Source organism: Pantoea sp. CCBC3-3-1, assembly GCF_007981265.1.
GTDB lineage: Bacteria > Pseudomonadota > Gammaproteobacteria > Enterobacterales > Enterobacteriaceae > Erwinia.
In genome coordinates this window covers 1161251-1186814 of sequence record NZ_CP034363.1, presented here as the reverse complement: position 1 = coordinate 1186814, position 25564 = coordinate 1161251, and the positions used below count along the sequence as shown (strand labels likewise).

General features: G+C 52.2%; 22 protein-coding genes. 14 read left to right on the top strand and 8 right to left on the bottom strand.

Translation table 11 applies throughout. The features are described 5' to 3' along the window. Nucleotides 1-47 precede the first annotated feature (47 nt). Together lon and clpX (EHV07_RS05375) are read right to left on the bottom strand one after the other, a co-directional pair. On the bottom strand, nt 48-2402 hold the full coding sequence (lon, locus tag EHV07_RS05380; RefSeq protein ID WP_147195804.1) for an endopeptidase La: 2355 nt from the start codon (nt 2400-2402) through the stop codon (nt 48-50). A gap of 191 nt (nt 2403-2593) precedes the next feature. After that, nucleotides 2594-3868 (bottom strand): ATP-dependent protease ATP-binding subunit ClpX, encoded by a 1275-nt coding sequence (clpX, locus tag EHV07_RS05375; protein ID WP_147195801.1) that lies wholly within the window; start codon nt 3866-3868, stop codon nt 2594-2596. 307 nt (nt 3869-4175) lie between these two features. Between clpX (EHV07_RS05375) and EHV07_RS05370 the strand changes: the two genes are divergently transcribed. After that, entirely contained in the window at nt 4176-4763 is a 588-nt protein-coding gene (locus EHV07_RS05370; RefSeq protein WP_147195799.1) for an ATP-dependent Clp protease proteolytic subunit, read from the top strand. Nucleotides 4764-4883: 120 nt separating this feature from the next. Here the strand turns inward: EHV07_RS05370 and clpX (EHV07_RS05365) are convergent, their stop codons facing one another. The 4 genes from clpX (EHV07_RS05365) to bolA form a co-directional block, all read right to left on the bottom strand. Continuing rightward, on the bottom strand, nt 4884-6158 hold the full coding sequence (gene clpX / locus EHV07_RS05365; RefSeq protein WP_147195797.1) for an ATP-dependent protease ATP-binding subunit ClpX: 1275 nt from the start codon (nt 6156-6158) through the stop codon (nt 4884-4886). A gap of 83 nt (nt 6159-6241) precedes the next feature. Continuing rightward, nucleotides 6242-6865, bottom strand: a complete 624-nt coding sequence (gene clpP / locus EHV07_RS05360) for an ATP-dependent Clp endopeptidase proteolytic subunit ClpP (RefSeq protein ID WP_147195795.1) — start codon at nt 6863-6865, stop codon at nt 6242-6244. Between the two features lie 336 nt (nt 6866-7201). Further along, nucleotides 7202-8506, bottom strand: coding sequence for a trigger factor (tig, locus tag EHV07_RS05355; protein ID WP_147195793.1), 1305 nt, complete (start codon nt 8504-8506; stop codon nt 7202-7204). Nucleotides 8507-8830: 324 nt separating this feature from the next. Next, nucleotides 8831-9145, bottom strand: coding sequence for a transcriptional regulator BolA (bolA, locus tag EHV07_RS05350; protein WP_147195791.1), 315 nt, complete (start codon nt 9143-9145; stop codon nt 8831-8833). A gap of 299 nt (nt 9146-9444) precedes the next feature. On the opposite strand from bolA, the gene EHV07_RS05345 reads away from it, so the two are divergent. The 8 genes from EHV07_RS05345 (at nt 9445) to EHV07_RS05310 (ending at nt 18558) form a co-directional block, all read left to right on the top strand. Next, nucleotides 9445-10023: a lipoprotein gene (locus EHV07_RS05345; protein WP_147195789.1), complete on the top strand. Its 579-nt coding sequence runs from the start codon at nt 9445-9447 to the stop codon at nt 10021-10023. A 43-nt stretch (nt 10024-10066) separates the two neighbouring features. Beyond that, nucleotides 10067-11545: a muropeptide MFS transporter AmpG gene (gene ampG / locus EHV07_RS05340; protein ID WP_147195787.1), complete on the top strand. Its 1479-nt coding sequence runs from the start codon at nt 10067-10069 to the stop codon at nt 11543-11545. Nucleotides 11546-12307: 762 nt separating this feature from the next. Then, nucleotides 12308-13234 (top strand): cytochrome o ubiquinol oxidase subunit II, encoded by a 927-nt coding sequence (gene cyoA / locus EHV07_RS05335; protein WP_147195785.1) that lies wholly within the window; start codon nt 12308-12310, stop codon nt 13232-13234. 4 nt (nt 13235-13238) lie between these two features. Then, nucleotides 13239-15230: a cytochrome o ubiquinol oxidase subunit I gene (gene cyoB, locus EHV07_RS05330; RefSeq protein WP_147195783.1), complete on the top strand. Its 1992-nt coding sequence runs from the start codon at nt 13239-13241 to the stop codon at nt 15228-15230. Next, nucleotides 15220-15837 carry a cytochrome o ubiquinol oxidase subunit III gene (locus tag EHV07_RS05325; RefSeq protein ID WP_147195781.1) on the top strand — a complete coding sequence of 206 codons (618 nt, stop codon included), beginning with the start codon at nt 15220-15222 and terminating at the stop codon, nt 15835-15837. The genes cyoB and EHV07_RS05325 overlap by 11 nt, the downstream gene beginning before the upstream one ends. After that, nucleotides 15837-16166, top strand: a complete 330-nt coding sequence (locus EHV07_RS05320; RefSeq protein ID WP_147195779.1) for a cytochrome o ubiquinol oxidase subunit IV — start codon at nt 15837-15839, stop codon at nt 16164-16166. The genes EHV07_RS05325 and EHV07_RS05320 overlap by 1 nt, the downstream gene beginning before the upstream one ends. A 13-nt stretch (nt 16167-16179) precedes the next feature. Next, entirely contained in the window at nt 16180-17067 is an 888-nt protein-coding gene (cyoE, locus tag EHV07_RS05315; RefSeq protein ID WP_147200534.1) for a heme o synthase, read from the top strand. A 126-nt stretch (nt 17068-17193) separates the two neighbouring features. Further along, nucleotides 17194-18558 carry an MFS transporter gene (locus tag EHV07_RS05310; RefSeq protein ID WP_147195777.1) on the top strand — a complete coding sequence of 455 codons (1365 nt, stop codon included), beginning with the start codon at nt 17194-17196 and terminating at the stop codon, nt 18556-18558. Nucleotides 18559-18604: 46 nt separating this feature from the next. Here the strand turns inward: EHV07_RS05310 and EHV07_RS05305 are convergent, their stop codons facing one another. Continuing rightward, nucleotides 18605-19096 (bottom strand): YajQ family cyclic di-GMP-binding protein, encoded by a 492-nt coding sequence (locus EHV07_RS05305; protein ID WP_147195775.1) that lies wholly within the window; start codon nt 19094-19096, stop codon nt 18605-18607. A 163-nt stretch (nt 19097-19259) separates the two neighbouring features. On the opposite strand from EHV07_RS05305, the gene panE reads away from it, so the two are divergent. Continuing rightward, on the top strand, nt 19260-20180 hold the full coding sequence (gene panE / locus EHV07_RS05300; protein WP_147195773.1) for a 2-dehydropantoate 2-reductase: 921 nt from the start codon (nt 19260-19262) through the stop codon (nt 20178-20180). Next, complete coding sequence (gene yajL / locus EHV07_RS05295) at nt 20134-20739, top strand: protein deglycase YajL (protein ID WP_147195771.1); 606 nt, start codon at nt 20134-20136, stop codon at nt 20737-20739. The genes panE and yajL overlap by 47 nt, the downstream gene beginning before the upstream one ends. 37 nt (nt 20740-20776) lie before the next feature. On the opposite strand, the gene thiI is transcribed toward yajL, so the two are convergent. Further along, nucleotides 20777-22225 (bottom strand): tRNA uracil 4-sulfurtransferase ThiI, encoded by a 1449-nt coding sequence (gene thiI, locus EHV07_RS05290; RefSeq protein WP_147195769.1) that lies wholly within the window; start codon nt 22223-22225, stop codon nt 20777-20779. Between the two features lie 235 nt (nt 22226-22460). Here thiI and xseB point away from each other — a divergent pair, with 235 nt between their 5' ends. Genes xseB through dxs form a run of 3 tightly spaced genes read left to right on the top strand, consistent with a single transcriptional unit; the run spans nt 22461 to nt 25487 of the window. Further along, entirely contained in the window at nt 22461-22703 is a 243-nt protein-coding gene (xseB, locus tag EHV07_RS05285) for an exodeoxyribonuclease VII small subunit (RefSeq protein ID WP_147195767.1), read from the top strand. After that, nucleotides 22703-23602, top strand: coding sequence for a (2E,6E)-farnesyl diphosphate synthase (ispA, locus tag EHV07_RS05280; protein ID WP_147195765.1), 900 nt, complete (start codon nt 22703-22705; stop codon nt 23600-23602). The genes xseB and ispA overlap by 1 nt, the downstream gene beginning before the upstream one ends. Nucleotides 23603-23621: 19 nt before the next feature. Next, entirely contained in the window at nt 23622-25487 is a 1866-nt protein-coding gene (gene dxs, locus EHV07_RS05275; protein WP_147195763.1) for a 1-deoxy-D-xylulose-5-phosphate synthase, read from the top strand. Nucleotides 25488-25564 lie beyond the last annotated feature (77 nt).

Genomic DNA, 25564 nt, shown 5'->3' with positions numbered 1-25564 from the left:
GAATTTGCCTGCCAGCTCTGGATTTAGGGTGTTTTTGTCTTACATCACTATTTTGCGGTGGCAACCTGCATGCCGTATGGGGCATTTTGCAGAGCCAGCGTCAGCACTTCCTCGATGCGTTTCACCGGATGAATATCCAGATCGGCGATCACGTTGTCCGGAATTTCCTCCAGATCGCGCTTGTTTTCATCCGGGATCAGTACCGTTTTGATGCCACCACGGTGTGCCGCCAGCAGTTTTTCTTTCAGGCCACCGATTGGCAGAACCTGACCGCGCAGCGTAATTTCACCCGTCATCGCTACATCTGCACGAACCGGATTGCCCGTCAGGCACGAAACCAGCGCGGTACACATCGCAATACCTGCACTCGGGCCATCCTTCGGCGTAGCGCCTTCCGGCACGTGAACGTGGATGTCGCGTTTTTCGTAGAAGTCGCCGTTAATACCCAGCTTCTCTGCACGTGCGCGCACCACGGTCAACGCGGCCTGGATAGATTCCTGCATCACCTCACCGAGTGAGCCGGTGTAGGTTAGTTTACCTTTACCCGGCACGCAGGCGGTTTCGATAGTCAGCAGGTCACCGCCAACTTCGGTCCATGCCAGACCCGTTACCTGGCCTACACGGTTTTCACTTTCAGCACGGCCGTAGTCATAACGCTGTACGCCCAGGAAATCTTTCAGGTTGTCTGCGTTAATTTCAATGTGCTTAATGCTCTTGTCCATCAGCAGCATTTTAACCGCTTTACGGCAGAGTTTTGACAGTTCACGTTCAAGGCTACGTACACCGGCTTCGCGGGTGTAGTAACGAATGATGCTAACAATAGCGCTGTCATCAACCGTCAACTCGCTTTCTTTCAGGGCATTACGCTCAATTTGTTTAGACAGCAGATGCTGTTTAGCAATATTGAGTTTTTCATCTTCGGTATAGCCTGACAGACGAATCACTTCCATACGGTCCAGTAACGGTGCCGGGATGTTCATCGAGTTAGACGTTGCCACGAACATCACGTCGGAAAGATCGTAATCCACTTCCAGATAGTGATCGTTAAAGGCAATGTTCTGTTCCGGATCCAGCACTTCAAGCAGCGCCGAGGCCGGATCGCCGCGCATATCCGAAGACATTTTGTCGATTTCATCCAGCAGGAACAGCGGGTTTTTGACCCCCACCTTTGCCATTTTCTGAATCAACTTGCCCGGCATGGAACCGATGTAAGTACGACGGTGACCGCGGATTTCCGCTTCATCACGTACGCCACCCAGCGCCATACGGACATATTTGCGTCCGGTAGCTTTAGCAATAGACTGGCCCAGCGAGGTTTTACCTACGCCTGGAGGCCCGACCAGGCACAGGATCGGCCCCTTGATTTTGCTCACGCGGCTCTGTACGGCTAAATATTCCAGAATGCGATCTTTGACGCGCTCAAGCCCGAAGTGATCGGTATCCAGCGTTTCCTGCGCCTTCACCAGGTCTTTCTTCACTTTGCTGCGGGCATTCCACGGAACCTGCACCATCCAGTCGATGTAGCCACGCACCACGGTTGCTTCCGCTGACATCGGCGACATCATTTTCAGTTTTTGCAGTTCGGCTTCGGTTTTTTCGCGCGCTTCTTTCGGCATTTTTGCCGCGTCGATTTTACGCTTCAGCGCTTCGTTTTCATCAGGCGCATCGTCCATTTCGCCCAATTCTTTCTGAATCGCCTTCATCTGCTCGTTCAGATAATATTCGCGCTGGCTTTTTTCCATCTGTTTTTTAACGCGATTGCGAATGCGTTTCTCAACCTGCAACAGGTCAATTTCCGATTCCATCATCGCCATCAGATATTCCAGACGCTCGTTAACGTCTGACATTTCCAACACGGACTGCTTATCTGCCAGTTTCAACGGCATATGCGCAGCCACGGTATCCGCCAGGCGCGCCGCATCCTCAATGCTGTTAAGTGACGTCAGCACCTCAGGCGGGATTTTTTTGTTCAGTTTGATATAGCCTTCAAACTGATTAATCGCCGTACGCACCAGCACTTCCTGCTCGCGCTCGTCAATTTCCGGCGAAGCCAGATATTCGGCCTGGGCGGTAAAATGATCGCCATTATCCGCAAGCGTAGTGATATGTGCACGTTGCAGACCTTCTACCAGCACTTTTACCGTGCCGTCAGGCAGTTTAAGCATTTGCAGAATCGAGGCTACGGTCCCTACAGAGAAGAGATCGTTAATGCCAGGTTCATCCGTTGAAGCTTCTTTCTGAGCGACCAACATGATTTTTTTATCATGATCCATGGCGGCTTCAAGGCAGCGAATCGATTTCTCACGACCTACAAACAACGGAATTACCATGTGCGGATAAACCACTACGTCACGCAACGGCAACACAGGGATTTCAATGCGTTCAGAACGCTCAGGATTCATAGAGCTCTCTCTTAGTTTAATTTCCGCCAGGGTGATGGGAACCACAACAGTCAACTAAAGTGCAGTTTTACCCACAGGTAGTTGAGTATATGGGGATGAATACGGGACATTCAACGCTATGTGAGCGAGAAATGCAAAAGGGGGAAAAATTTCCCCCTTCAGGCGCTAAACAGTTGGAATGGTATGGTTATTTATTCACCAGACGCCTGCTGAGCCTCAGGCCTGAGAAAGACCAGCTCGGGTTCGGAATGCCCAGCAATAACCGCATCATTAACGATCACTTTTTCCACTTCGTCCATGGAAGGCAGATCGTACATGGTGTTCAGCAGGGCGGCCTCCACGATTGAGCGCAGACCGCGCGCGCCGGTGTTGCGGGACATCGCTTTTTTGGCGATCGCCTTCAGCGCTTCTTCGCGGAACTCCAGCTCCACGCCTTCGAGGTTAAACAGCGCCTGATACTGTTTGGTCAGCGCGTTTTTCGGCTCTCTCAGGATCTGGATCAGCGCGTCTTCGCTCAGCTCGGTCAGCGTGGCAACCACCGGCAGACGGCCGATAAATTCCGGGATCAGACCAAACTTGATCAGATCGAACGGCTCAACCTGCGCCAGCAGCTCGCCTTCAGTCGCTTTTTCCGCTTTGCCTTTTACCGTGGCGCCAAAGCCAATCCCGCTGCCGGAATCAACGCGCTGCGAAATGACCTTATCCAGACCGGCAAACGCACCGCCGCAGATAAAGAGAATTTTTGAGGTATCAACCTGCAAAAACTCCTGCTGCGGATGCTTACGCCCGCCCTGCGGCGGAACGGCGGCAACCGTGCCCTCAATCAGCTTCAGCAGCGCCTGCTGCACGCCCTCGCCCGACACGTCACGGGTGATAGACGGGTTATCTGACTTGCGGGAAATCTTGTCGATTTCATCAATATAGACAATGCCGCGCTGCGCTTTCTGCACGTCATAATCACATTTTTGCAGCAGCTTCTGAATGATGTTTTCGACATCTTCACCCACGTAACCGGCTTCGGTCAGCGTGGTGGCATCGGCCATGGTAAACGGCACATCCAGCAGGCGGGCCAGCGTTTCTGCCAGCAGGGTCTTACCGCTACCGGTCGGACCGATCAGCAGGATGTTACTTTTGCCCAGCTCCACGCCGTTGCTGTTATCGCCGTTACGCAGGCGTTTGTAGTGGTTATAAACCGCCACCGAGAGCACTTTTTTGGCTCTTTCCTGCCCGATAACATAATCGTCAAGATGCTCGCGGATTTCATGCGGCGTCGGCAGCGAACTGCGCTCACGATGCGGCATCACTTCTTTGATCTCTTCGCGGATGATGTCGTTACATAAATCAACGCACTCATCGCAGATGTACACTGACGGGCCGGCAATCAGCTTACGCACTTCATGCTGGCTTTTGCCGCAAAAAGAGCAGTACAGCAGCTTCCCTGAACCGTCTTTGCGCTTGTCTGTCATCAGTTAACCTCATGCCTTTTCTACGGCCTTTACAGGCTGACTTAATTTAAGTGAACAGATTCTAATATAGCCCATTTTGACACTATTTTGTCAGTCGGAAAGGACAGTGTTCTGACCGCCAGCGCACGGTGGCCGGGCATCCTCAGCCAAAAGCGATAAAACGGCAGCGGAGCGATTGCGGCCTCTTGTTTGACTAACACGCTGTTTTGGATGCAAAACCGCTTTCCGAATCGGTGTTGATTTAGCTGTTGAATGGATTATGCTAAACTTCATTACTTATACAGCCCGTATCCGATGGAGTCTAAAGATGTCTCAGGAGCCAAAGAAAGAAAACGGCCAGGATGAGAAAAGCTCACTAGCCCTTAATAAACTGCTGCAAGCCCGCTCAGTCATTATCTCAGGTGAGATCGACCAGGCGCTGGCGGAAAAAGTCACGGCTCAGCTGCTGATTTTGCAGGAGATGGGTGACGAGCCGATCAAGCTGTTTATCAACAGTCAGGGCGGTCACGTCGAAGCAGGCGATACCATCCACGACATGATTAAATTCGTGAAGCCAAGAGTGCAGGTTATCGGTACTGGTTGGGTCGCAAGCGCCGGTATTACTATCTTCCTCGCGGCTGACAAAGAAGATCGTTACGCGCTGCCAAATACACGCTTTATGATCCACCAGCCGCTGGGCGGCGTCCGCGGTAAAGTTTCAGATATTGAAATTGAAGCGAACGAGCTGCTTCGTGCTCGCGACCGCATCAATAAGCTGATCAGCAAAGCAACCGGCCAGCCGCTGGAAAAGGTTGAGCAGGATACCGACAGCAACTACTGGATGAGCCCGCAGCAGGCTATTGAGTATGGCATCGCCAGCCACCTGATTACTCACTGGGATGAGCTGAAAGGCTAAGCAGCCCTTTCACTGCTTCCTTAAAAGGTCCGCTTATGCGGGCCTTTTTTATTGTCGGTCTACTTTACGCCGGGCAAAAAAAAGAGAGCCATTTGGCTCTCTTTTCGTTCAACGATAAATTTATTCGCCGGAGGCCTGCTGCGCTTCACCTTTGCCATAAATCATCATCGGCTCAGATTCGCCCGCGATAACAGAATCATCAATAACGACTTTTTCCACATCATCCATGGAAGGCAGATCGTACATGGTGTTCAACAGGGCAGCCTCCACAATTGAGCGCAGACCGCGCGCGCCGGTGTTGCGGGACATCGCTTTTTTGGCGATCGCCTTCAGCGCTTCCTCACGGAACTCCAGCTCCACGCCTTCGAGGTTAAACAGCGCCTGATACTGTTTGGTCAGCGCGTTTTTCGGCTCTCTCAGGATCTGGATCAGCGCGTCTTCGCTCAGCTCGGTCAGCGTGGCAACTACCGGCAGACGGCCGATAAATTCCGGGATCAGACCAAACTTGATCAAATCTTCCGGCTCAACCTGCGCCAGCAGCTCGCCTTCAGTCGCTTTTTCCGCCTTGCCTTTTACCGTTGCGCCAAAGCCAATCCCGCTGCCGGAATCAACGCGCTGCGAAATGACCTTATCCAGGCCGGCAAACGCCCCGCCGCAGATAAAGAGGATTTTTGAGGTATCAACCTGCAAAAACTCCTGCTGCGGATGCTTACGCCCGCCCTGCGGCGGAACGGCGGCAACCGTGCCCTCAATCAGCTTCAGCAGCGCCTGCTGCACGCCCTCGCCCGACACGTCACGGGTGATAGACGGGTTGTCTGACTTGCGGGAAATCTTGTCGATTTCATCAATATAGACAATGCCGCGCTGCGCTTTCTGCACGTCATAATCACATTTTTGCAGCAGCTTCTGAATGATGTTTTCGACATCTTCACCCACGTAACCGGCTTCGGTCAGCGTGGTGGCATCGGCCATGGTAAACGGCACGTCCAGCAGGCGGGCCAGCGTTTCTGCCAGCAGGGTCTTACCGCTACCGGTCGGACCGATCAACAGGATGTTACTTTTGCCCAGCTCCACGCCGTTGCTGGTATCGCCGTTACGCAGGCGCTTGTAGTGGTTATAAACCGCTACAGCCAGCACTTTTTTGGCTCTTTCCTGCCCGATAACGTAATCGTCAAGGTGCTCGCGGATTTCATGTGGCGTCGGCAGCGCGCTGCGCTCACGGTGTGGCGCAACTTCTTTGATCTCTTCGCGAATGATGTCGTTACATAAATCGACACACTCATCGCAGACATATACTGACGGGCCGGCAATCAGCTTACGAACTTCATGCTGGCTTTTGCCGCAAAAAGAACAGTACAGCAGTTTTCCTGAACCGTCTTTGCGCTTATCTGTCATTAACTTGCCCCTCTTATGCACTAACGCGCGTGCGGCGCGTCTGCCTGAATCTTATCGGCAGCAGTATTCGTCATTACGGCCTGTCAGCCGCGCTGGCTCAGCACGGAATCGACTAAACCATATTCCACTGCTTCACTGGCAGACATGAAACGATCTCGCTGAGTATCACGCTCAATGGTTTCAACGGTCTGACCGGTGTGTTTAGCCATCAGGTCGTTCATCAAATGTTTGGTTTTGATAATTTCACGCGCGTGAATATCAATGTCAGATGCCTGGCCCTGGAAACCGCCCAGCGGCTGGTGGATCATCACGCGTGAATGCGGCAAGCAGTAACGCTTACCTTTGGCGCCCGCGGTCAACAGGAATGAGCCCATTGAACAAGCCTGGCCCATACAAATGGTGCTGACATCGGGTTTGATAAATTGCATGGTATCGTAAATCGACATACCAGCGGTAATCACGCCACCAGGAGAGTTGATATACAGGTGAATATCTTTTTCCGGGTTCTCGGCTTCCAGAAACAGCATCTGCGCGACGATCAGGTTCGCCATGTGGTCCTCAACCTGGCCGGTCAGGAAGATGATGCGTTCCTTCAGCAGGCGGGAAAAAATGTCGTAAGAACGCTCTCCGCGAGAGGTTTGTTCGACCACCATCGGCACTAAAGCCATGTGAGGTGCTGTTTGTTCACGTTCGCCACTGTATGACATTACCGTCTCCTGGATAAATTTCATTTGGCAACACTCTGTACCAATTCTACTTGAGAGCGTCCCGGAACACTATGTTCCCCACATTGTTCCCCCGAAATCCTTCGGGAGTCATCAAGTCTCACTATTACAATCATGTCTATCTGGGGATTCAGCCCCGCTAATTCAAGCATAACAACGTTTTTCGGCCGCTGCTAACCAGGAAAAACAGCTTAGTCGATAATTTGCCGTTTTAATGAGCGAATAAGCGCCATATTGCTGTTCAGGACGACAGATAAAATAAAAAAGCCCGCAGTCATGACGACCGCGGGCTTTTATTTATCCAGTAAAATCAGACGATCAGGCCGTTTGGGTCTGGTTCATCAGTTCCTGGAAGTTCGTTTCTTTTTCGGTAACTTTGGCTTTTTCCAGAACGGCTTCAACAGCCTGTTCTTCCAGAGCAACGTTACGCATGTTGTTCATCAGCTCGTTGTTCTTGCTGTAGAACTCGATCACTTCAGACGGATCTTCGTAGGCAGAAGCCATTTCTTCGATCAGTGCTTTAACGCGATCTTCATCTGCTTTCAGTTCGTGAGTGCGGATAACTTCACCCAGCAGCAGACCAACAACAACGCGGCGCTTAGCCTGCTCTTCGAACAGCTCACGTGGCAGTTCCAGAGCCTGCTGCTCATTGCCGCCAAAACGCTGTGCTGCCTGACGCTTCAGCACATCGATTTCGCCGTCAATCAGCGCAGCGGGCACGTCGATTTCATTCGCGCTCACCAGACCGTCGATAGCCTGAGTCTTCACACGGTTACGCACGGCGCCTTTCAGCTCGCGCTCCATGTTTTTACGCACTTCGGTACGCAGACCCGCTACAGAGCCATCTTCCACGCCGAAACGCTTGATGAACTCTTCAGTGAACTCTGGCAGCTCGCGCTCTTCAACTTTCTTCAGCACGATTTCAAACTTCGCCGCTTTCCCTTTCAGGTTTTCAGCGTGGTAATCTTCCGGGAAGTTGACGTCAATAGTGAAGGTTTCGCCCGCTTTGTGGCCAACAACGCCTTCTTCAAAGCCTGGGATCATACGACCCTGGCCCATCGCCAGTACGAAGTCAGAAGCTTTGCCGCCTTCAAACTCTTCACCGTCTACAGAACCGTTGAAGTCGATAGTTGCGCGGTCTTCCGCTTCCGCTGCACGATCGGTTTCTTTCCAGGTGGCCTGCTGCTTACGCAGCGTGTCCAGCATGGCGTCAACGTCTTCGTCAGTCACGGTTACAACCGGTTTTTCAACTTCGATTGCGTCCAGACCTTTCAGCTCAACTTCCGGGTACACTTCAAACTCAACGGAGTAAGTGAAGTCTTCACCGGTTTTGTATTCGCCTGGCACGTAGTCTGGTGCGCCAGCCGGATTGATTTTCTCTTTGATGATCGCGTCAACAAAGTTGCGCTGCATCAGTTCGCCCAGCACGTCCTGGCGAACAGACGCACCGTAACGCTGTGCAACGACAGTCATCGGCACTTTCCCTTTGCGGAAACCGTCGATACGCACCTTTTTAGATACGTTGACCAGCTCTTTCTTCACCGCGTTTTCGATCACATCTTTATCAACGGTAATCGTAACGCGACGGCCCAGGCCCTGAGTTGTTTCTACTGAAACTTGCATCTTATTACCTCAAAAAATCACGTGCTCGGTCAACTTCAGCCCCAGCCTGCTTTATAAAAAAACAGGGCTGGGACTAAGAACCGGGACGGCTTCTGATGTCAGAACCGCGATCCCTGTTGCCAGAAGCGTCCCGAAGACATTCCGGAAAAAATAGACGCAGCATTATAGCGGCAACGGCAAAGCGAGTCGAGGCTACACCGCCCCACCATTTCGTTAACTTTGTTCAATTTGTGGCCTGAGCGAGGTAAAAATTGCAGGCAGTGCGTTTTTTTCAATCAAAAACAACAAAGCGGCCCGCGGGCCGCCTTGTACTAAATTGTCAATTCAGGCTAGCGTACCGGCACCGCGACAGTTTGGTGAGGCTGGCACCGTGTCCTGCAACCCCGCCCATTCTTTTTCGGTGTAAGTATGCAATGCCAGCGCGTGGACACTTCCAGCCAGTTCGTCGGTCAGTTCGCTATAAATAGCGCGATGACGCTGCAAAAAACGCTGATTAAGGAAGCTGTCGCTGACGATCACCACTTTAAAGTGGCTTTCCGCCCCCGCAGGAACATTATGACGGTAACTTTCGTCATGAACCTCCAGATGCATGGGTGTAAACGCCGTTCTTAACTTTTCTTCTATTTGTTCGCGGATCATCACTCCACTCCTCTACGATCGAGAGCTGCGCCCCATCCCTTTAAATATTAGCCGGATTTTTCTCCTTTCCGACCAGCCTGACTAAAAATATCTGCCGTTCAGGCGCGCTACTGTGCATTTTCCTGAACACCCCTGCAACCTGGGGGCAATAAAAAGGTCAAATCACGGGGAAACGAAACGCGTTAAGAAATCGCAAGGCGATGAATTTACGCGCTATCAGGGCTTCCTCCCGGCACTGACGATGTTATGATGACGGCAGTCATGTCTGCGCTACTTCCTTTGTTATCGAGAAACTAAGCATGTTAAAAAAAATAATTTTTCCTCTGCTGGCCATTTTCATGCTGGCTGGCTGTGCAAGTAACAGCAATACACTTAACGTCTCACCTGCCATCAAGTTACCGCAGCAGGATCCGGGACTCACCGGTATTACCATCAGCATTAATGGTGCCGATCAGCGTACCGATCAGGCTCTGGCAAAAGTAAACCGCGATGGACAACTGGTCACGCTAACCCCTTCCCGTGATTTACGTTTTCTGTTGCAGGAAGTGCTTGAGAAGCAGATGGGTGCTCGTGGCTACATGATTGGGCCTAACGGTGCTGTTGATTTGCAGATCGTCGTGAATAATCTTTACGCTGATGTGACTCAGGGCAACGTGCGTTACAGCATCACGACGAAAGCCGATATCTCGATCATCGCGACGGCCAAAAACGGCAGCAAGCAGGTTAAGAACTATCGCCAGACTTACAGTGTTGAAGGTGCATTCAATGCCACCAACGCCAAAATCACCAATGCCGTTAACTCAACGCTTAGCGACGTGATTTCGGATATGGCGCAGGACACCAGCGTGCACGAGTTTATCAAGCAAAACGCCCGTTAATCTGACTTTGCCCGCTGCTGGCGGGCAATGTTTTAAGGTTTGTATGCCCAGTCACTATCTGCAAATTTTCACCCAACGTAATGCCGCCCTCCTGCTCGTTCTCGGCTTTGCTTCCGGCCTGCCTCTTGCTCTGACGTCCGGTACGTTACAAGCCTGGATGGCCGTTGAGAACGTCGATATCAAGACCATTGGTTTTTTCTCGCTGGTTGGCCAGGCCTACGTCTTTAAATTTCTCTGGTCGCCGCTGATGGACCGCTATACGCCGCCTTTTTTAGGACGTCGCCGCGGCTGGCTGCTGGTGACTCAACTGCTGTTGATCGTTGGCATCGCGCTAATGGGGTTTATGCAGCCCTCACGCGATTTAACGCTGCTCGCTTCCCTGGCGGTGCTGATCGCCTTCTGTTCCGCTTCACAGGATATCGTTTTTGATGCGTGGAAGACCGACATTCTTGCGCCTGAAGAACGCGGCAGCGGCGCGGCAATCAGCGTGCTGGGCTATCGACTGGCAATGCTGGTGTCCGGTGGACTCGCGCTGTGGCTGGCCGATCGCTACGTCGGCTGGCAGGCGATCTGGTGGGTAATGGCGGCGATGATGGTGCCTGCTGTTCTGGCAACGCTGATGGCAAAAGAACCCGTCGATGCGGTAGTGCAGCCGCGAACGCTGGAAGAAGCGGTGATTGCGCCCTTAAAAGACTTTTTTACCCGCAACAACGCCTGGCTAATCCTTTCTCTTATCGTTCTTTATAAACTCGGTGATGCCTTTGCCGCCAGCCTGACGACGATCTTTTTGATTCGTGGCGTAGGTTTTGATGCCGGCGATGTCGGTCTGGTGAATAAAACGCTGGGCTTGCTGGCAACGATTGTCGGTGCGCTTTATGGCGGCATACTGATGCAGCGCCTGAGCCTGTACCGGGCGCTGATGCTGTTTGGTATTTTGCAGGGCGCATCGAATATCGCCTACTGGCTGCTGTCGGTGACCGATAAGCATTTATACAGCATGGCAGCTGCCGTCTTCGTCGAAAACCTGTGTGGTGGCATGGGCACGGCAGCGTTTGTTGCGTTACTGATGACGCTATGCAACAAATCGTTCTCGGCCACGCAGTTTGCTCTCCTCTCTGCGTTGTCGGCGGTAGGCCGTGTTTATGTCGGGCCGGTAGCCGGATGGTTTGTGGAGAGCTGGGGCTGGCCGACCTTTTACGCCTTTTCAGTCGTGGCGGCGCTGCCGGGGCTGGTTTTGCTGGCAGGATGCAAAACAACGCTGGAGCGAGCGCAAAGTGGCGCAGAGTTTTCTGTACGCAGTCGTTTTACCTCGGGCTACCGGTGGGCCTTGAGAACATTGAAAACAGGTGCGCTACTTGTCGCCATCGGCCTAATCCTGTTGGCGGTAAGAGCAACCGGCCTGCTTGATACGGGAAGCGCTATTACGCTGTTGCTACAAAGCGGCACGATGCTGGCCGTAGCAGGCATTGTTTGCGGCAGTCTGCTGGACTTCATGGCGATGCGTAAACCTCATTTGTCGTAACTTTCATGCTGGCATCCTTTAACCTGTGCGATGCCAGCATCCCCTCCTCAAGCGTTGCAGCCTAATCATTAGCATGCCAACTATAACTGAATGAATAGTGTGACAAAGCTCACATAAAAGCCCTTTTGCGTACATTAAATATGCAAAGATGGGGGGTGATAACTTTTACGTTGCAGCGGCAAATCACAGGGTGGCATTGCGTAAAAATTCAGCGCTAATCATTAGCAATGTTGCTAACCAGGAGCGAAATCACACTGTCCGAACAGTCCTGCCAGAAAAAACCACTAACAGTAACGCAACAATAACGCTTCTTTTTCGACTTAAAACGGCCCGCGGGCGCGCGTTAAATCGCCGTTTCTTAACAATTCCATTTGCCAGTTATTTGCCTTAATCCGTTATTTCTTAAAAGAGCGCCGTCTTTACATTTACAATTTGGGCATGATAAATAAATCATCACTCATGTAATTTGTCTGTTTTACATATCTCAAATGATGCAAATATGTTAAATATTTGAGTACCAATCTGGCTGTTTATAGCGCCCACGATTTTTACAGGGGTTTTACCATCTGTTTTTGTTATATTGCCACCAAAGCCTTGCTACCATTCATATTTTGTCACCCCCTGCAACATACGGCGCAATGTTTGCAAAAGGTGTCAACAGCCCGCTGACACAAGCTGTTGCTGGTTTACAGTACTGAAACCTTCCCGTAAAATGCCGCCACACTTAAACGACAATAGAGCCCTTGTCATTGAGGTCGTTAAATGAGACTCAGGAAATACAATAAAAGTTTGGGGATTTTGTCATTAATCGCAGGCACTGTATTGTTAAGTGGCTGTGATAGTGCATTGTTAAATCCCAAAGGACAGATTGCACTGGAGCAACGTTCGCTGATACTGACAGCCTTTGGCTTGATGATGATCGTCGTTATCCCGGCAGTCTTGATGGCAGTGATATTCGCCTGGAAATATCGGGCATCGAATACCAATGCAAAATACAGCCCTAACTGGTCACACTCGAACAAAGTGGAAGCCGTTGTCTGGACTGTACCCATCTTGATTATCATCTTCCTTGGCGTACTGACGTGGAAATCAACCCACGCGCTGGAACCAAGTAAACCGATCGCGTCTACCGAGAAACCGGTAGTTATCGATGTGGTTGCACTGGACTGGAAATGGCTGTTTATCTACCCGGAACAGGGTATTGCAACGGTTAACCAGATCGCGTTCCCTGCGAACCGACCTGTCAGTTTCCATATCACCTCTAATTCCGTTATGAACTCCTTCTTCATTCCTACCCTCGGTAGCCAGATTTACGCTATGGCGGGCATGCAGACCAAACTGCATCTGATTGCGAATGAACCAGGCACCTTTGACGGTATCTCCTCTAACTTCAGTGGTCGCGGCTTCTCCGGTATGAAGTTCAAAGCGATTGCCACCCCCGATCAGGCATCATTCGATCAGTGGGTAGCAAAAGCGAAAGAGTCTTCTAATACGCTGATGACGATGGATGATTTCGATAAACTGGCTGCGCCAAGCGAAAACCATCCCGTTGAGTTCTTCTCAACCGCTAATCCTGATTTGTTCAAGCAAGTTATTGGCAAATTCAAGATGAACCACGGGAACATGAACATGCCTGAACACGAAGGTATGGACATGAGCGAAGCCTCTCACGCGGGAGCCGAGGAATAATACGATGTTGGGAAAATTAACCCTTGATGCTGTTCCGTACCACGAGCCGATTATCGTGGTTACGGTTGCCGCCATCATTCTTGGTGGTCTGGCTGTTGCTGGAGCAATCACTTACTTCGGTAAGTGGCAATATCTGTGGTCTGAATGGCTGACGTCAGTCGATCACAAAAAACTGGGTATCATGTATATCATCGTGGCTTTCGTCATGTTACTGCGCGGCTTTGCTGATGCGGTGATGATGCGTAGCCAACAGGTGCTGGCTTCGGCCGGTGAAGCCGGGTTCCTGCCGCCCCATCACTACGACCAGATCTTCACCGCTCACGGCGTGATCATGATCTTCTTCGTAGCGATGCCGTTTGTTATCGGTCTGATGAACATTGCTGTTCCGTTGCAGATCGGTGCACGCGACGTGGCCTTCCCGTTCCTGAACAACCTGAGCTTCTGGTTCACGGCTGTCGGTGTGGTACTGGTTAACCTGTCACTGGGTGTGGGCGAATTCGCACAGACCGGCTGGCTGGCTTACCCACCACTTTCCGGCGCGGAATACAGTCCGGGGGTCGGCGTTGACTACTGGATATGGAGTCTGCAGCTGTCGGGGATTGGTACGACATTAACAGGTATTAACTTCTTCGTTACTATCCTGAGAATGCGTGCGCCAGGCATGACCATGTTCAAAATGCCGGTGTTCACCTGGGCTTCTCTCTGTACTAACGTACTGATTATTGTCTCATTCCCGGTTCTTACCGTTACGCTTGCGTTGCTGACCCTCGATCGTTATCTGGGCTTCCATTTCTTTACTAACGATATGGGCGGCAACATGATGATGTACGTGAACCTGATTTGGGTTTGGGGACATCCGGAAGTGTACATTCTGGTTCTGCCGGTCTTCGGGGTCTTCTCCGAAGTGGTCGCGACCTTCTCGAAAAAACGCCTGTTCGGTTATACCTCACTGGTTTGGGCAACGGTGGTCATTACCATCCTGTCCTTTATCGTGTGGCTGCACCACTTCTTCACCATGGGCGCAGGTGCGAACGTTAACGCCTTCTTCGGTATCATGACGATGATTATCGCCATCCCGACCGGTGTTAAGATCTTCAACTGGCTGTTCACCATGTATCAGGGTCGCATTCAGATGCACTCTGCCATGCTGTGGACCGTAGGCTTCCTGGTCACCTTCTCTGTGGGTGGTATGACCGGTGTTCTGCTGGCGGTGCCGGGTGCGGACTTCGTTCTGCACAACAGTCTGTTCCTGATCGCTCACTTCCATAACGTTATTATCGGTGGTGTGGTGTTCGGTTGCTTTGCTGGCGTGACCTACTGGTTCCCGAAAGCGTTCGGCTTCTGCCTGAACGAAAAATGGGGTATCCGTGCATTCTGGTTCTGGATTATTGGCTTCTTCGTTGCCTTTATGCCGCTGTATGCGCTGGGCTTCATGGGAATGACCCGTCGTCTGAGCCAGAACATCGATCCACAGTTCCACCCTCTGCTGGTTGTTGCGGCATTCGGTGCTGCGCTGATCGCTTGTGGCGTACTGTGCCAGCTTACTCAGTTCTGGGTATCTGTCCGTGACCGTGAGCAGCTGCGCGACGTAACTGGCGATCCATGGGGCGGCCGTACGCTGGAGTGGGCAACTTCTTCACCACCACCGTTCTACAACTTTGCTGAAGTGCCTGTTATCCACGAGCGTGATGCGTTCTGGGAAATGAAGGAAAAAGGCGAAGCGTATAAGCGCCCTGCTCGCTATGAAGAGATCCACATGCCGAAAAACAGCGGCGCGGGTCTGATCATCGGTGCATTCAGCATGGTGTTTGGTTTCGCAGCTATCTGGCACATCTGGTGGCTGGCTGGTCTGTCGTTCCTCGGTATGATCCTTACCTGGATCATCAAGAGCTTTGACGAAGACGTTGATTATTACGTTCCCGTTGCCGAGATCGAAAAAATCGAGAATCAGCACTTTGACGAAATTAGCAAAGCAGGTCTGAAAAATGTCAACTGAAACTCTGACTAAACACCACGACGACGCCCATGCGGAGCATGGGCATCACGATGCAGGAGCCAATAAACTCTTTGGCTTCTGGATCTACCTGATGAGCGACTGCATTATCTTCGCAACGCTGTTTGCGACCTATGCAGTAATGGTCAACAGCACCGCTGGTGGCCCGGCAGGGAAAGACATCTTTGAGTTACCGTTTGTTCTGGTTGAGACAGCGCTGCTGTTATTCAGCTCTATCACTTACGGTTTCGCTGTTATCAGCATGGAAAAAGGCAGCAAGTCCGCAGTACTGGGCTGGCTGGCACTGACTTTCCTGTTCGGTCTCGGCTTTATCGGGATGGAAATCTATGAATTCCACCATCTGATTACAGAAGGCTTCGGTCCTCAGCGCAGCGGTTTCCTGTCAGCATTCTTCACGCTGGTTGGTACCCACGGCCTGCACGTAACTTCTGGTTTGATCTGGATGCTGGTGCTGATGTATCAGGTTGCTACTAAAGGCCTGACCGCGACCAACCATACTCGCGTACTGTGCCTGAGCATGTTCTGGCACTTCCTGGACGTGGTTTGGATCTGCGTGTTCACTATCGTTTACCTGCTGGGGGCCATGTAATGAGTAAGACATTAAGCGATCATGGTACCTCTCACGGTAACGTGAAGACTTATATGACCGGCTTTATTCTGTCGATCATACTGACTGCGATTCCTTTCTGGATGGTCATGAGCGGCAGTGCGTCTAAGTCGACCATTCTGGGTGTGGTTGTGGTGACGGCGGTCATTCAGGTGCTGGTGCATCTGTATTACTTCCTGCACCTCAGCACCTCTACCGATCAACGTTGGAACCTGGTGGCAATTGTGTTCTCTGCAGTTGTCATACTGATTGTTGTTGTAGGCTCTATATGGATTATGTGGAATCTCAATTACAACATGATGGTCCATTAAAGAGTCGCCTGTGATGATTAAGCAATACCTGCAAGTAACGAAACCAGGAATTATTTTCGGGAATTTAATTTCTGTCATCGGGGGATTTCTGCTGGCTTCGAAAGGCAGCATCGACTATTCCCTGTTTCTCACCACCTTAGTCGGTGTTTCACTGGTGGTCGCATCGGGTTGTGTTTATAACAACTTTATCGACCGCGACATCGACGTGAAAATGGAGAGAACCAGAAATCGGGTGCTGGTTAAAGGCCTCATTTCTCCGACAGTCTCTCTGGTTTATGCAACCGTTCTGGGTATTGCTGGATTCGCGTTGCTGTATCTCGGAGCAAACCCGCTGGCCATGTGGCTGGCGGTAATGGGCTTTGTGGTTTATGTCGGCATTTACAGCCTGTACATGAAGCGCAAGTCCGTTTACGGCACGCTGATTGGTAGCCTGTCTGGCGCTGCACCGCCGGTGATTGGCTACTGTGCAGTAAGCAACCAGTTTGATGCTGGCGCCTTAATCCTGCTGGCTATCTTTAGCCTGTGGCAGATGCCGCACTCCTATGCGATTGCGATCTTCCGCTTTAAAGATTACCAGGCAGCGAATATCCCGGTTCTGCCGGTGGTAAAAGGCATCTCGGTGGCGAAGAATCATATTACGCTCTACATTCTGGCGTTTATGATTGCCACGTTGATGCTGACGCTGGTGGGTTATGCCGGCTACAAATATCTGGTTGTGGCGGCTGCGGTTAGCGTCTGGTGGCTGGGAATGGCGCTTTCAGGGTATAAGACGCAGAACGATCGCGTCTGGGCCCGTAAGCTGTTTGTTTTCTCCATCGTGGCGATTACGGCTCTGAGCGTCATGATGTCGGTTGATTTTATGACCCCGGCGTCAAAGGACCTGCTCACCCTGGTCCGGTAACTCGAACCTCATCCCAAGGGCGCGATTTTCGCGCCCTTTCTTTTTGTTACCACTTCTTATTAAGAATTATTTTACCCGCCCTCCCCTGCCCCTTAAAATACGTGCACCAGATAAACTGAGGTAGTAATGAACGATAATAAAATGACTCCGGTCGAGCTGCGTGCGACATGGGGTTTGGGTACCGTATTCTCCCTGCGCATGTTGGGGATGTTTATGGTGTTGCCCGTCCTGACAACGTATGGCATGGCATTACAGGGAGCGAGTGAAGCATTAATCGGACTTGCCATTGGTATTTACGGTTTAGCGCAGGCCGTATTTCAAATCCCCTTCGGATTGCTCTCTGACCGTATTGGTCGCAAACCGCTAATCGTAGGTGGGTTGCTCATCTTTGTTCTTGGCAGCGTAATCGCCGCCTGTACCACCTCCATTTGGGGCGTGATACTGGGCCGCGCGCTACAAGGCTCGGGCGCAATTGCCGCTGCGGTGATGGCCCTGCTGTCCGATCTGACCCGCGAACAGAACCGTACGAAGGCGATGGCATTTATTGGTATCAGCTTTGGTATCACCTTCGCTATCGCCATGGTGCTGGGGCCGATTATTACTCACGCTTTCGGGCTTCATGCGCTGTTCTGGATGATTGCGGTACTGGCGGCCAGCGGGATTGTCATTACGCTGCTGGTAGTGCCGAACGCCCCGAATCACGTGCTTAACCGTGAGTCGGGCATGGTGAAAGGCAGCATTAAAAAGGTGCTGGCCAACAGCCGCCTGGTTAAGCTTAATGTCGGCATTATGTGTCTGCATATTCTGCTGATGTCGAGCTTTGTCGCCCTGCCTGGTGAATTTGAAAATGCCGGTTTTCCGGCGGAACAGCACTGGAAGATTTATCTGATCACCATGCTGATCGCTTTCTGTGGCGTGATCCCTTTTATCATCTATGCCGAAGTAAAACGCCAGATGAAACGCGTGTTCGTCTGCTGCGTGGCGCTGATGCTGATTGCAGAAATTGTCTTGTGGGGCGCGGGAAACCATTTCTGGACGCTGGTGATTGGCGTACAGCTATTCTTTATCGGCTTCAATCTGATGGAGGCGATTCTGCCTTCGCTGGTCAGTAAAGAGTCGCCGCCGGGTTATAAAGGCACGGCAATGGGCCTTTACTCCACCAGCCAGTTTATCGGCGTGGCGATTGGCGGCAGCATGGGCGGCTGGGTGTATGGCCATTTTGACGCATCGACGGTATTTGTCGTTGGCGCGGTAATCGCCGCTGTCTGGCTGCTGGTGAGCTGCACAATGCAGGAACCCCCTTACGTCAGCAGCCTGCGTATTCTTCTGAAAGATGAAACTGTTGATTATCCCGCGCTGGAAAAACGCCTGAAAGCTCAACCTGGCGTTGCCGCGGTCTTTATCGTACCGGAAGAAAAAAGCGCTTACGTCAAAATCGACAGCAAAGTGACTAACCGTCTTGAGCTGGAAGCGCTGGTCGGCAGCGGCTGAATACGAGGTTGATAAAATAAAAGGGCGAAATATTTCGCCCTTTTACCTAGTCGCGGAAGTTTTTGAACTGGAACGGCTGCTCCAGCTTACCGCCACGAACCAGCGCCATTGCGCTCTGCAAGTCGTCGCGAGACTTGCCGGTTACACGCACTTCTTCACCCTGAATTTGCGTCTGCACCTTCAGCTTGCTGTCTTTAATCAGCTTAACCAGTTTCTTAGCCACGTCTGAAGAAATGCCTTTTTTCAGTTTGGCTTCAACAGTCCAGGATTTTCCACTGTGTTCGATCTCTTCCGGGATCTCCAGCGCACCGCCTTCAATGCTGCGCTTCAACAGCTTCTCACGCAGAATATCAACCAGCTGTTTGACCTGGAAATCTGATTCGCTCAATACCTTGATAGATTCGTTTTTCTCATTCAGCTCATAGCTGGCCGTGACGTTACGGAAATCAAAACGGGTTGAAACTTCGCGGTTGGCATTTTCAACGGCGTTACGTACTTCCTGCATGTCAATTTCTGAAACGATATCGAAAGATGGCATGATCTCTTCTCCTGATTCTAAAGTGACATGCATAATACCCACTTAGCAGGCTTAAAAAAACTGTCGGTACGGAAAGCTATAATAAGAAAGTCTCAGTCGGCGCGGCCCAGCACGGGAAAAGCCGTAAGCAAGACTTAATACAACCCGCAGGCGGGGAGGATGAATGAAAATTACCGTATTGGGATGCGGTGCATTAGGGCAGATCTGGCTTGCTGCTCTCGATGCCCGGGGCAATGAGGTCCAGGGCTGGCTGCGGGTGCCGCAACCTTACTGCTCCGTTAACGTTACGGGTCTGGATGGCGCAACGGTCAATAAAACCTATATTGCCAACGATCCCCACTTTTTAGCGCAGAGCGATTTACTGCTGGTGACGCTGAAAGCCTGGCAGGTCTCCGAAGCCGTAAAAAACCTGCAGTTTATTTTGCGTGAGGACTGCCCCATTTTATTGCTGCATAACGGTATGGGGACGCTGGATGAGCTGAAATCGCTTCAACAGCCTCTGCTGCGCGGAATTACCACGCACGCAGCGAAACGTGACGGCACGGTGATTGTGCACGTCGCCGCCGGGATCACGCATATAGGCCCCACCTCGCCCGCCAGTGCCGAACTGAGTGAACTGGCCGAGGTGCTACAGCAGGCGTTACCGGACGTTGCCTGGCACAATAACGTGGCCTCTGCGGCCTGGCAAAAGCTGGCGGTTAACTGCGTCATCAACCCGCTGACGGTGCAGTATGACTGTACGAACGGCGAGCTGCTCAATCATGACGATGAGGTCGCCGTGCTTTGTGATGAAGTGGCGATGGTGATGGAGCGTGAAGGTCAGCATACTTCCCGCGACGCACTGTTAGACTACGTGCATGAAGTGATTAGCGCGACCGCAGCCAACACCTCGTCGATGCTACAGGATATTCGCGCCCAACGGCGTACGGAAATTGATTACATTACAGGCTATGTCATCCGGCGCGCGCGGGCACAAGGGTTGTCCACGCCGGAAAACAGCCGACTTTATGAAATGATTAAGCGTAAGGAACAAGATTATGAGCGTGAACCCATCGGTACTGGTTTGCCTGGCACATGGCAGTGAGGAAACGGAAGCCGTTACCACAATCGATCTGTTGGTGCGCGGTGGCCTGAGCGTCACAACAGCCAGCGTCACCGATGACGGCAGCAAAGAGATTGTCTGCTCGCGAGGCGTCAGGCTGCTGGCAGATGCGCCGCTGGTCGATGTCGCGGACAATGACTTTGCCGCCATCGTTCTGCCGGGAGGGCTGAAAGGCGCAGAAGCGTTTCGTGACAGCCCGCTGCTGGTAGAAACGGTACGTCAGTTCCATCTTTCCGGCCGCATTGTCGCTGCGATTTGCGCGGCGGCGGGTACGGTTCTCGTACCACATAATCTGTTTCCGGTAGGCAATATGACAGGCTTCCCGGGTCTGAAAGAAACCATTCCCGAAAACAAGTGGATGGATAAACGTGTGGTATGGGATCCGCGCGTTAACCTGCTAACCAGCCAGGCACCGGGGACGGCTATCGATTTTGCCCTGAAGCTGATCGACCTGCTGGTCGGTAAAGAAAAGGCGCATGAAGTGGCGAAGCAGCTGGTGCTGGCTGCCGGCATCTTTGACTATCGCGAATGGGTTGAGTAACACGAAAAAACGGGGGCGATCGTTCGCCCCCGTTTAATTACGGACGGTAAATCTTCACGTTCGAAAAGCCCTGTTCGTGCAGATAGAGCGCCTGTAAACGGCTCATCACGCCGCGATCGCAGTACAGGAGCCAGGTTTTGCTCTGGTCGAGATCGCCGAAGTGGGTGCTGAGCTTGTAGAACGGCATACCTTTCACTTCCACACCATTCAGCTCAAGAGGACGATCGTCCTGTTCGTCCGGCGAGCGGATATCCAGCACCACATCGTTTTCGCTAAAGGAAACAACGGTTTCCACTTCCACCACTTCCTGTTCGGTTTCTTCCGCAATCTGACGGATATCAACGTTCGTGGCTTCTTCCACCGCGTTATCCAGAATCGCAAAATCGAAGTTCTGCTCTTCCGCTTCAATCTTCGCCTTCACCGCTTTGACCGTTGGGCTTTTTGAAATGACGCCGCAGTATTCCGGCATGGTGCGGGCGAAATCTTCCGTACCAATCTCGCGGGCAATATTGATGATGTGCTCTTTATCATGAGAAATCAGTGGACGCAGGATCAGCGTATCTGACGCATTATCAATCAGACGCAGGTTGGTCAGCGTCTGGCTGGAAACCTGGCCCAGCGCTTCACCGGTCACCAGCGCCTGGACGCCGTAACGTTCGGCAATTTTCGATGCCGCGCGAACCATCATTCGCTTCAGCACGACGCCCATCTGGCCGTCTTCCACTTTCTCAAGGATTTCGCCCACTACCGGCTCAAAGTTAATCGTGACAAAACGCACTTTGTGCGAGCGACCAAAACGGTGCCAAAGGTAATGCGCCACCTGACGGACGCCGATTTCATGAGCGGCACCGCCAAGGTTAAAGAAGCAGTAATGCACGCGGCTGCCGCGACGCATCAGCATATAGCTGGAAACGCCCGAGTCAAAGCCGCCGGAAATCAGGGAAAGCACTTCCTCCTGGCTGCCGACAGGGAAACCGCCAATCCCGGCGTAACGGCCGGTAATAAGCAGCAGACGATCGTTTTCAATCTCCAGATTGACCGTAACCTGCGGATGATTAAGCTTCACCTGCGCAGTTTCAACGTGCTGGTTCAGCCCGCCGCCGACATAGCGCTCAACGTCCTGAGAGCTGAACTCATGCTTACCACGGCGCTTAACGCGTACAGCAAAGGTCTTTCCTTCAATTCGCTCGCGATTCAGCTCCAGCGTCTGCTCAAAAATGTTATGCATATCCGTGTATGGGCGATCTTCGACTTCCAGCACGTGGTGAATACCGGGAATGCGCGACAGCTCGTCGATGATCATCGCTCGCTCGGCTTCGTTTTTCGAGCGAACTTCAATATGGTCCCAGTGACGTACAATGGCCAGCGTGTCATCGCAAAGCTTCAGCACGTTACGGATATTGGTGGTCAGCATTTTAATAAAACGCAGGCGTACAGACTGGCTCTTAATCGTAATTTCAGGAAACAGCTTAATGATAAACTTCATGGCGACACGGGCTCAACGGGCAAGATAAGTGCTGAAAACAGAGGGCACTTAGCGGGTAAAATCATAGTATTGCAAAGTAGCTTGCGCCCTTTACATCCGGGGGGCGTGATTGTATCACATCCGTACGACGACTGCTTCTTCATCTGTTATGGGCATCATTATTTTGCTAATCATTTCGAGTCGGCTACCATGGACAACTTCACAGAAAAAAAACATAACTGAGCCGATAACGATTATGCCGAAAAAAGCCGAACAGCCAGCCAGCTTTGAAACCTCACTGGCCCAGCTGGAGCAGATTGTTTCCCGTCTTGAGAGCGGTGAACTGCCGCTGGAAGAGGCGCTCAATGAATTTGAACGCGGCGTACAGCTGGCGCGTCAGGGCCAACAAAAATTGCAGCAGGCGGAACAACGCGTGCAGATTTTGTTGAGTGATGATAAAAATGCCGACCTGCAGCCTTTTACGCCGGAAAATGACTGATGGATTTTACTGCCCTCCTTACCGCGCACTACGCACGCGTTAATCAGGCTTTACAACGTTTTATCGCACCCTTGCCGTTTCAGAGTTCTCCTCTGGTCCAGGCAATGGAATATGGTGCATTATTAGGCGGCAAGCGTCTGCGTCCGTTCCTGGTGTATGCTACCGGTGAAATGCTGCATGCCGACAGCGCCGCGCTTGACGCACCTGCCGCCGCGGTGGAATGTATTCATGCCTATTCCCTGATTCATGACGATCTGCCAGCAATGGATGACGACAGCCTGCGCCGTGGTCAGCCTACCTGCCATATTAAATTTGGCGAAGATACGGCTATATTAGCGGGGGATGCGTTGCAAACCCTGGCTTTCACTATACTTGCCGATACGCCGATGCCCGGCGTGACTGCCGAAGATCGTATTGCTATGATTTCTGAACTGGCCCAGGCCAGCGGCGTAGCAGGCATGTGCGGCGGTCAGGCGCTGGATCTGGCGGCGGAAGGCCAACAAATCGATCTGAGTGCGCTCGAACAAATTCATCGACATAAAACCGGCGCGCTAATCCGCTCTGCGGTTCGTTTGGGGGCGCTGGCCGCCGGTGAACGCGGCCGTAGCGCATTACCGGAACTGAATCGATACGCCAACGCAATAGGCCTGGCGTTCCAGGTGCAGGACGATATTCTTGATGTAGTGGGTGATACCGCCATCATCGGCAAACGGCAGGGAGCCGATCAGCACCTTGGAAAAAGTACTTACCCGGCCTTGATGGGACTCGAAAGCGCCCGGGAAAAAGCGTGGGACCTCTACCAGGAGTCACTCAGCGCACTGAAATCCCTTGCCGCGCAAGGCTTTGATACAACATCATTACAGCTGCTTTCAAGTTACATCATTGAACGCAATAAATAACTTCCACAATGAGTCTCTGATGAGTTTTGATACTGCAAAATATCCGACGCTGGCGCTGGCCAGTTCGGTTCAGGAATTACGTTCGCTGCCTAAAGAGAGCCTGCCAAAACTCTGTGATGAGCTTCGCCAGTATTTACTCGACAGCGTCAGCCGCTCCAGCGGACATTTTGCTTCGGGTCTGGGCGTAGTGGAACTGACCGTTGCGCTGCATTATGTCTACAACACGCCGTTTGATCATCTGATCTGGGACGTCGGTCATCAGGCTTATCCGCATAAAATTTTGACCGGACGCCGCGATCGCATCGGTACTATCCGTCAGAAAAACGGCCTGCATCCTTTCCCGTGGCGTGATGAAAGTGAGTTCGATGTACTGAACGTTGGGCACTCCTCCACCTCAATCAGCGCGGGCCTGGGGATGGCCGTAGCCGCTGAAAAAGAGGGTAAAGGCCGTCGGACAGCTTGTGTGATTGGCGATGGTGCCATCACGGCGGGTATGGCATTTGAAGCCATGAACCACGCGGGTGATATCAAATCTGATTTGCTGGTGGTGCTGAACGACAATGAAATGTCAATTTCAGAAAACGTTGGCGCGCTGAATAATCGTCTGGCGCAGATCCTCTCGGGCAAAACCTATTCACGCCTGCGTGAAGGCGGAAAGAAAGTCCTGACCGGACTGCCGCCGATCAAAGAGCTGGTCAAACGCACCGAAGAGCACCTGAAAGGCATGGTTGTTCCCGGCACGCTGTTCGAAGAACTGGGCTTTAACTACATTGGCCCGGTCGACGGTCACGACGTACTGACGCTGGTGCAAACCCTGAAAAATATGCGCGATCTGAAAGGCCCGCAGTTTTTGCACATAATGACCAAAAAAGGCAAAGGCTACGCACCGGCAGAGAAAGATCCGATTAGCTGGCATGCGGTGCCTAAGTTCGATCCGGCCAGCGGTCTGCTGCCCAAAGCAGCGGAAGGTTTGCCGAGCTATTCCAAAATCTTCGGCCAGTGGCTGAGCGAAACCGCGGCTGACGATAACAAGCTGATGGCCGTGACGCCTGCAATGCGCGAAGGCTCGGGCATGGTGAGCTTCTCACGGGAATATCCGGCACAGTATTTTGACGTGGCCATTGCCGAGCAGCATGCGGTGACGTTCGCCGCTGGCCTGGCGATTGGCGGCTATAAGCCGGTTGTGGCGATTTACTCCACTTTCTTACAACGTGCCTATGACCAGCTGATCCACGATGTGGCCATTCAGAAACTGCCGGTGCTGTTTGCCATCGACCGCGGCGGTATTGTCGGCGCAGACGGTCAGACGCATCAGGGTGCTTTCGATATCTCTTTCCTGCGCTGCATTCCGAATATGGTGATCATGACGCCAAGTGATGAGAACGAATGTCGCCAGATGCTATATACCGGCTATCACTATTTTCAGGGGCCAAGCGCCGTACGCTATCCTCGAGGCACCGGCACGGGGGCAGAGTTACAGCCTCTCGCTTCGCTGCCGTTAGGTAAAGGCGTGACGAAACGCGAAGGCGAAAAGCTGGCGATCCTCAACTTCGGTACGCTGCTACCGGAAGCCGAAGCCGTTGCTGAATCCCTGAACGCCACGCTGGTCGATATGCGCTTTGTGAAGCCGCTGGATGAGTCGCTGATTCTGGAACTGGCCGCCAGTCATGAAGCGCTAATCACGCTGGAAGAAGGCGCAATTAAAGGCGGTGCAGGCAGCGGCGTGATTGAGCTGCTGATGGCGAAACGCGTGCTGGTTCCCGTGCTGAATATCGGTCTGCCTGATGAGTTTATTCCTCAGGGGACGCAGGACGAAATCCGCCATGATTATCAGTTAGATGCTGAGGGTATTGAACAGCAGATTACCGGCTGGCTCGCACTTTAAGCCGAAAGCGGCGCGTTCGCATTCGGGCGCGCCGTTCCTGCTATGCTTACTGAGCTCGGGCTGGTAAGCCCTTCATC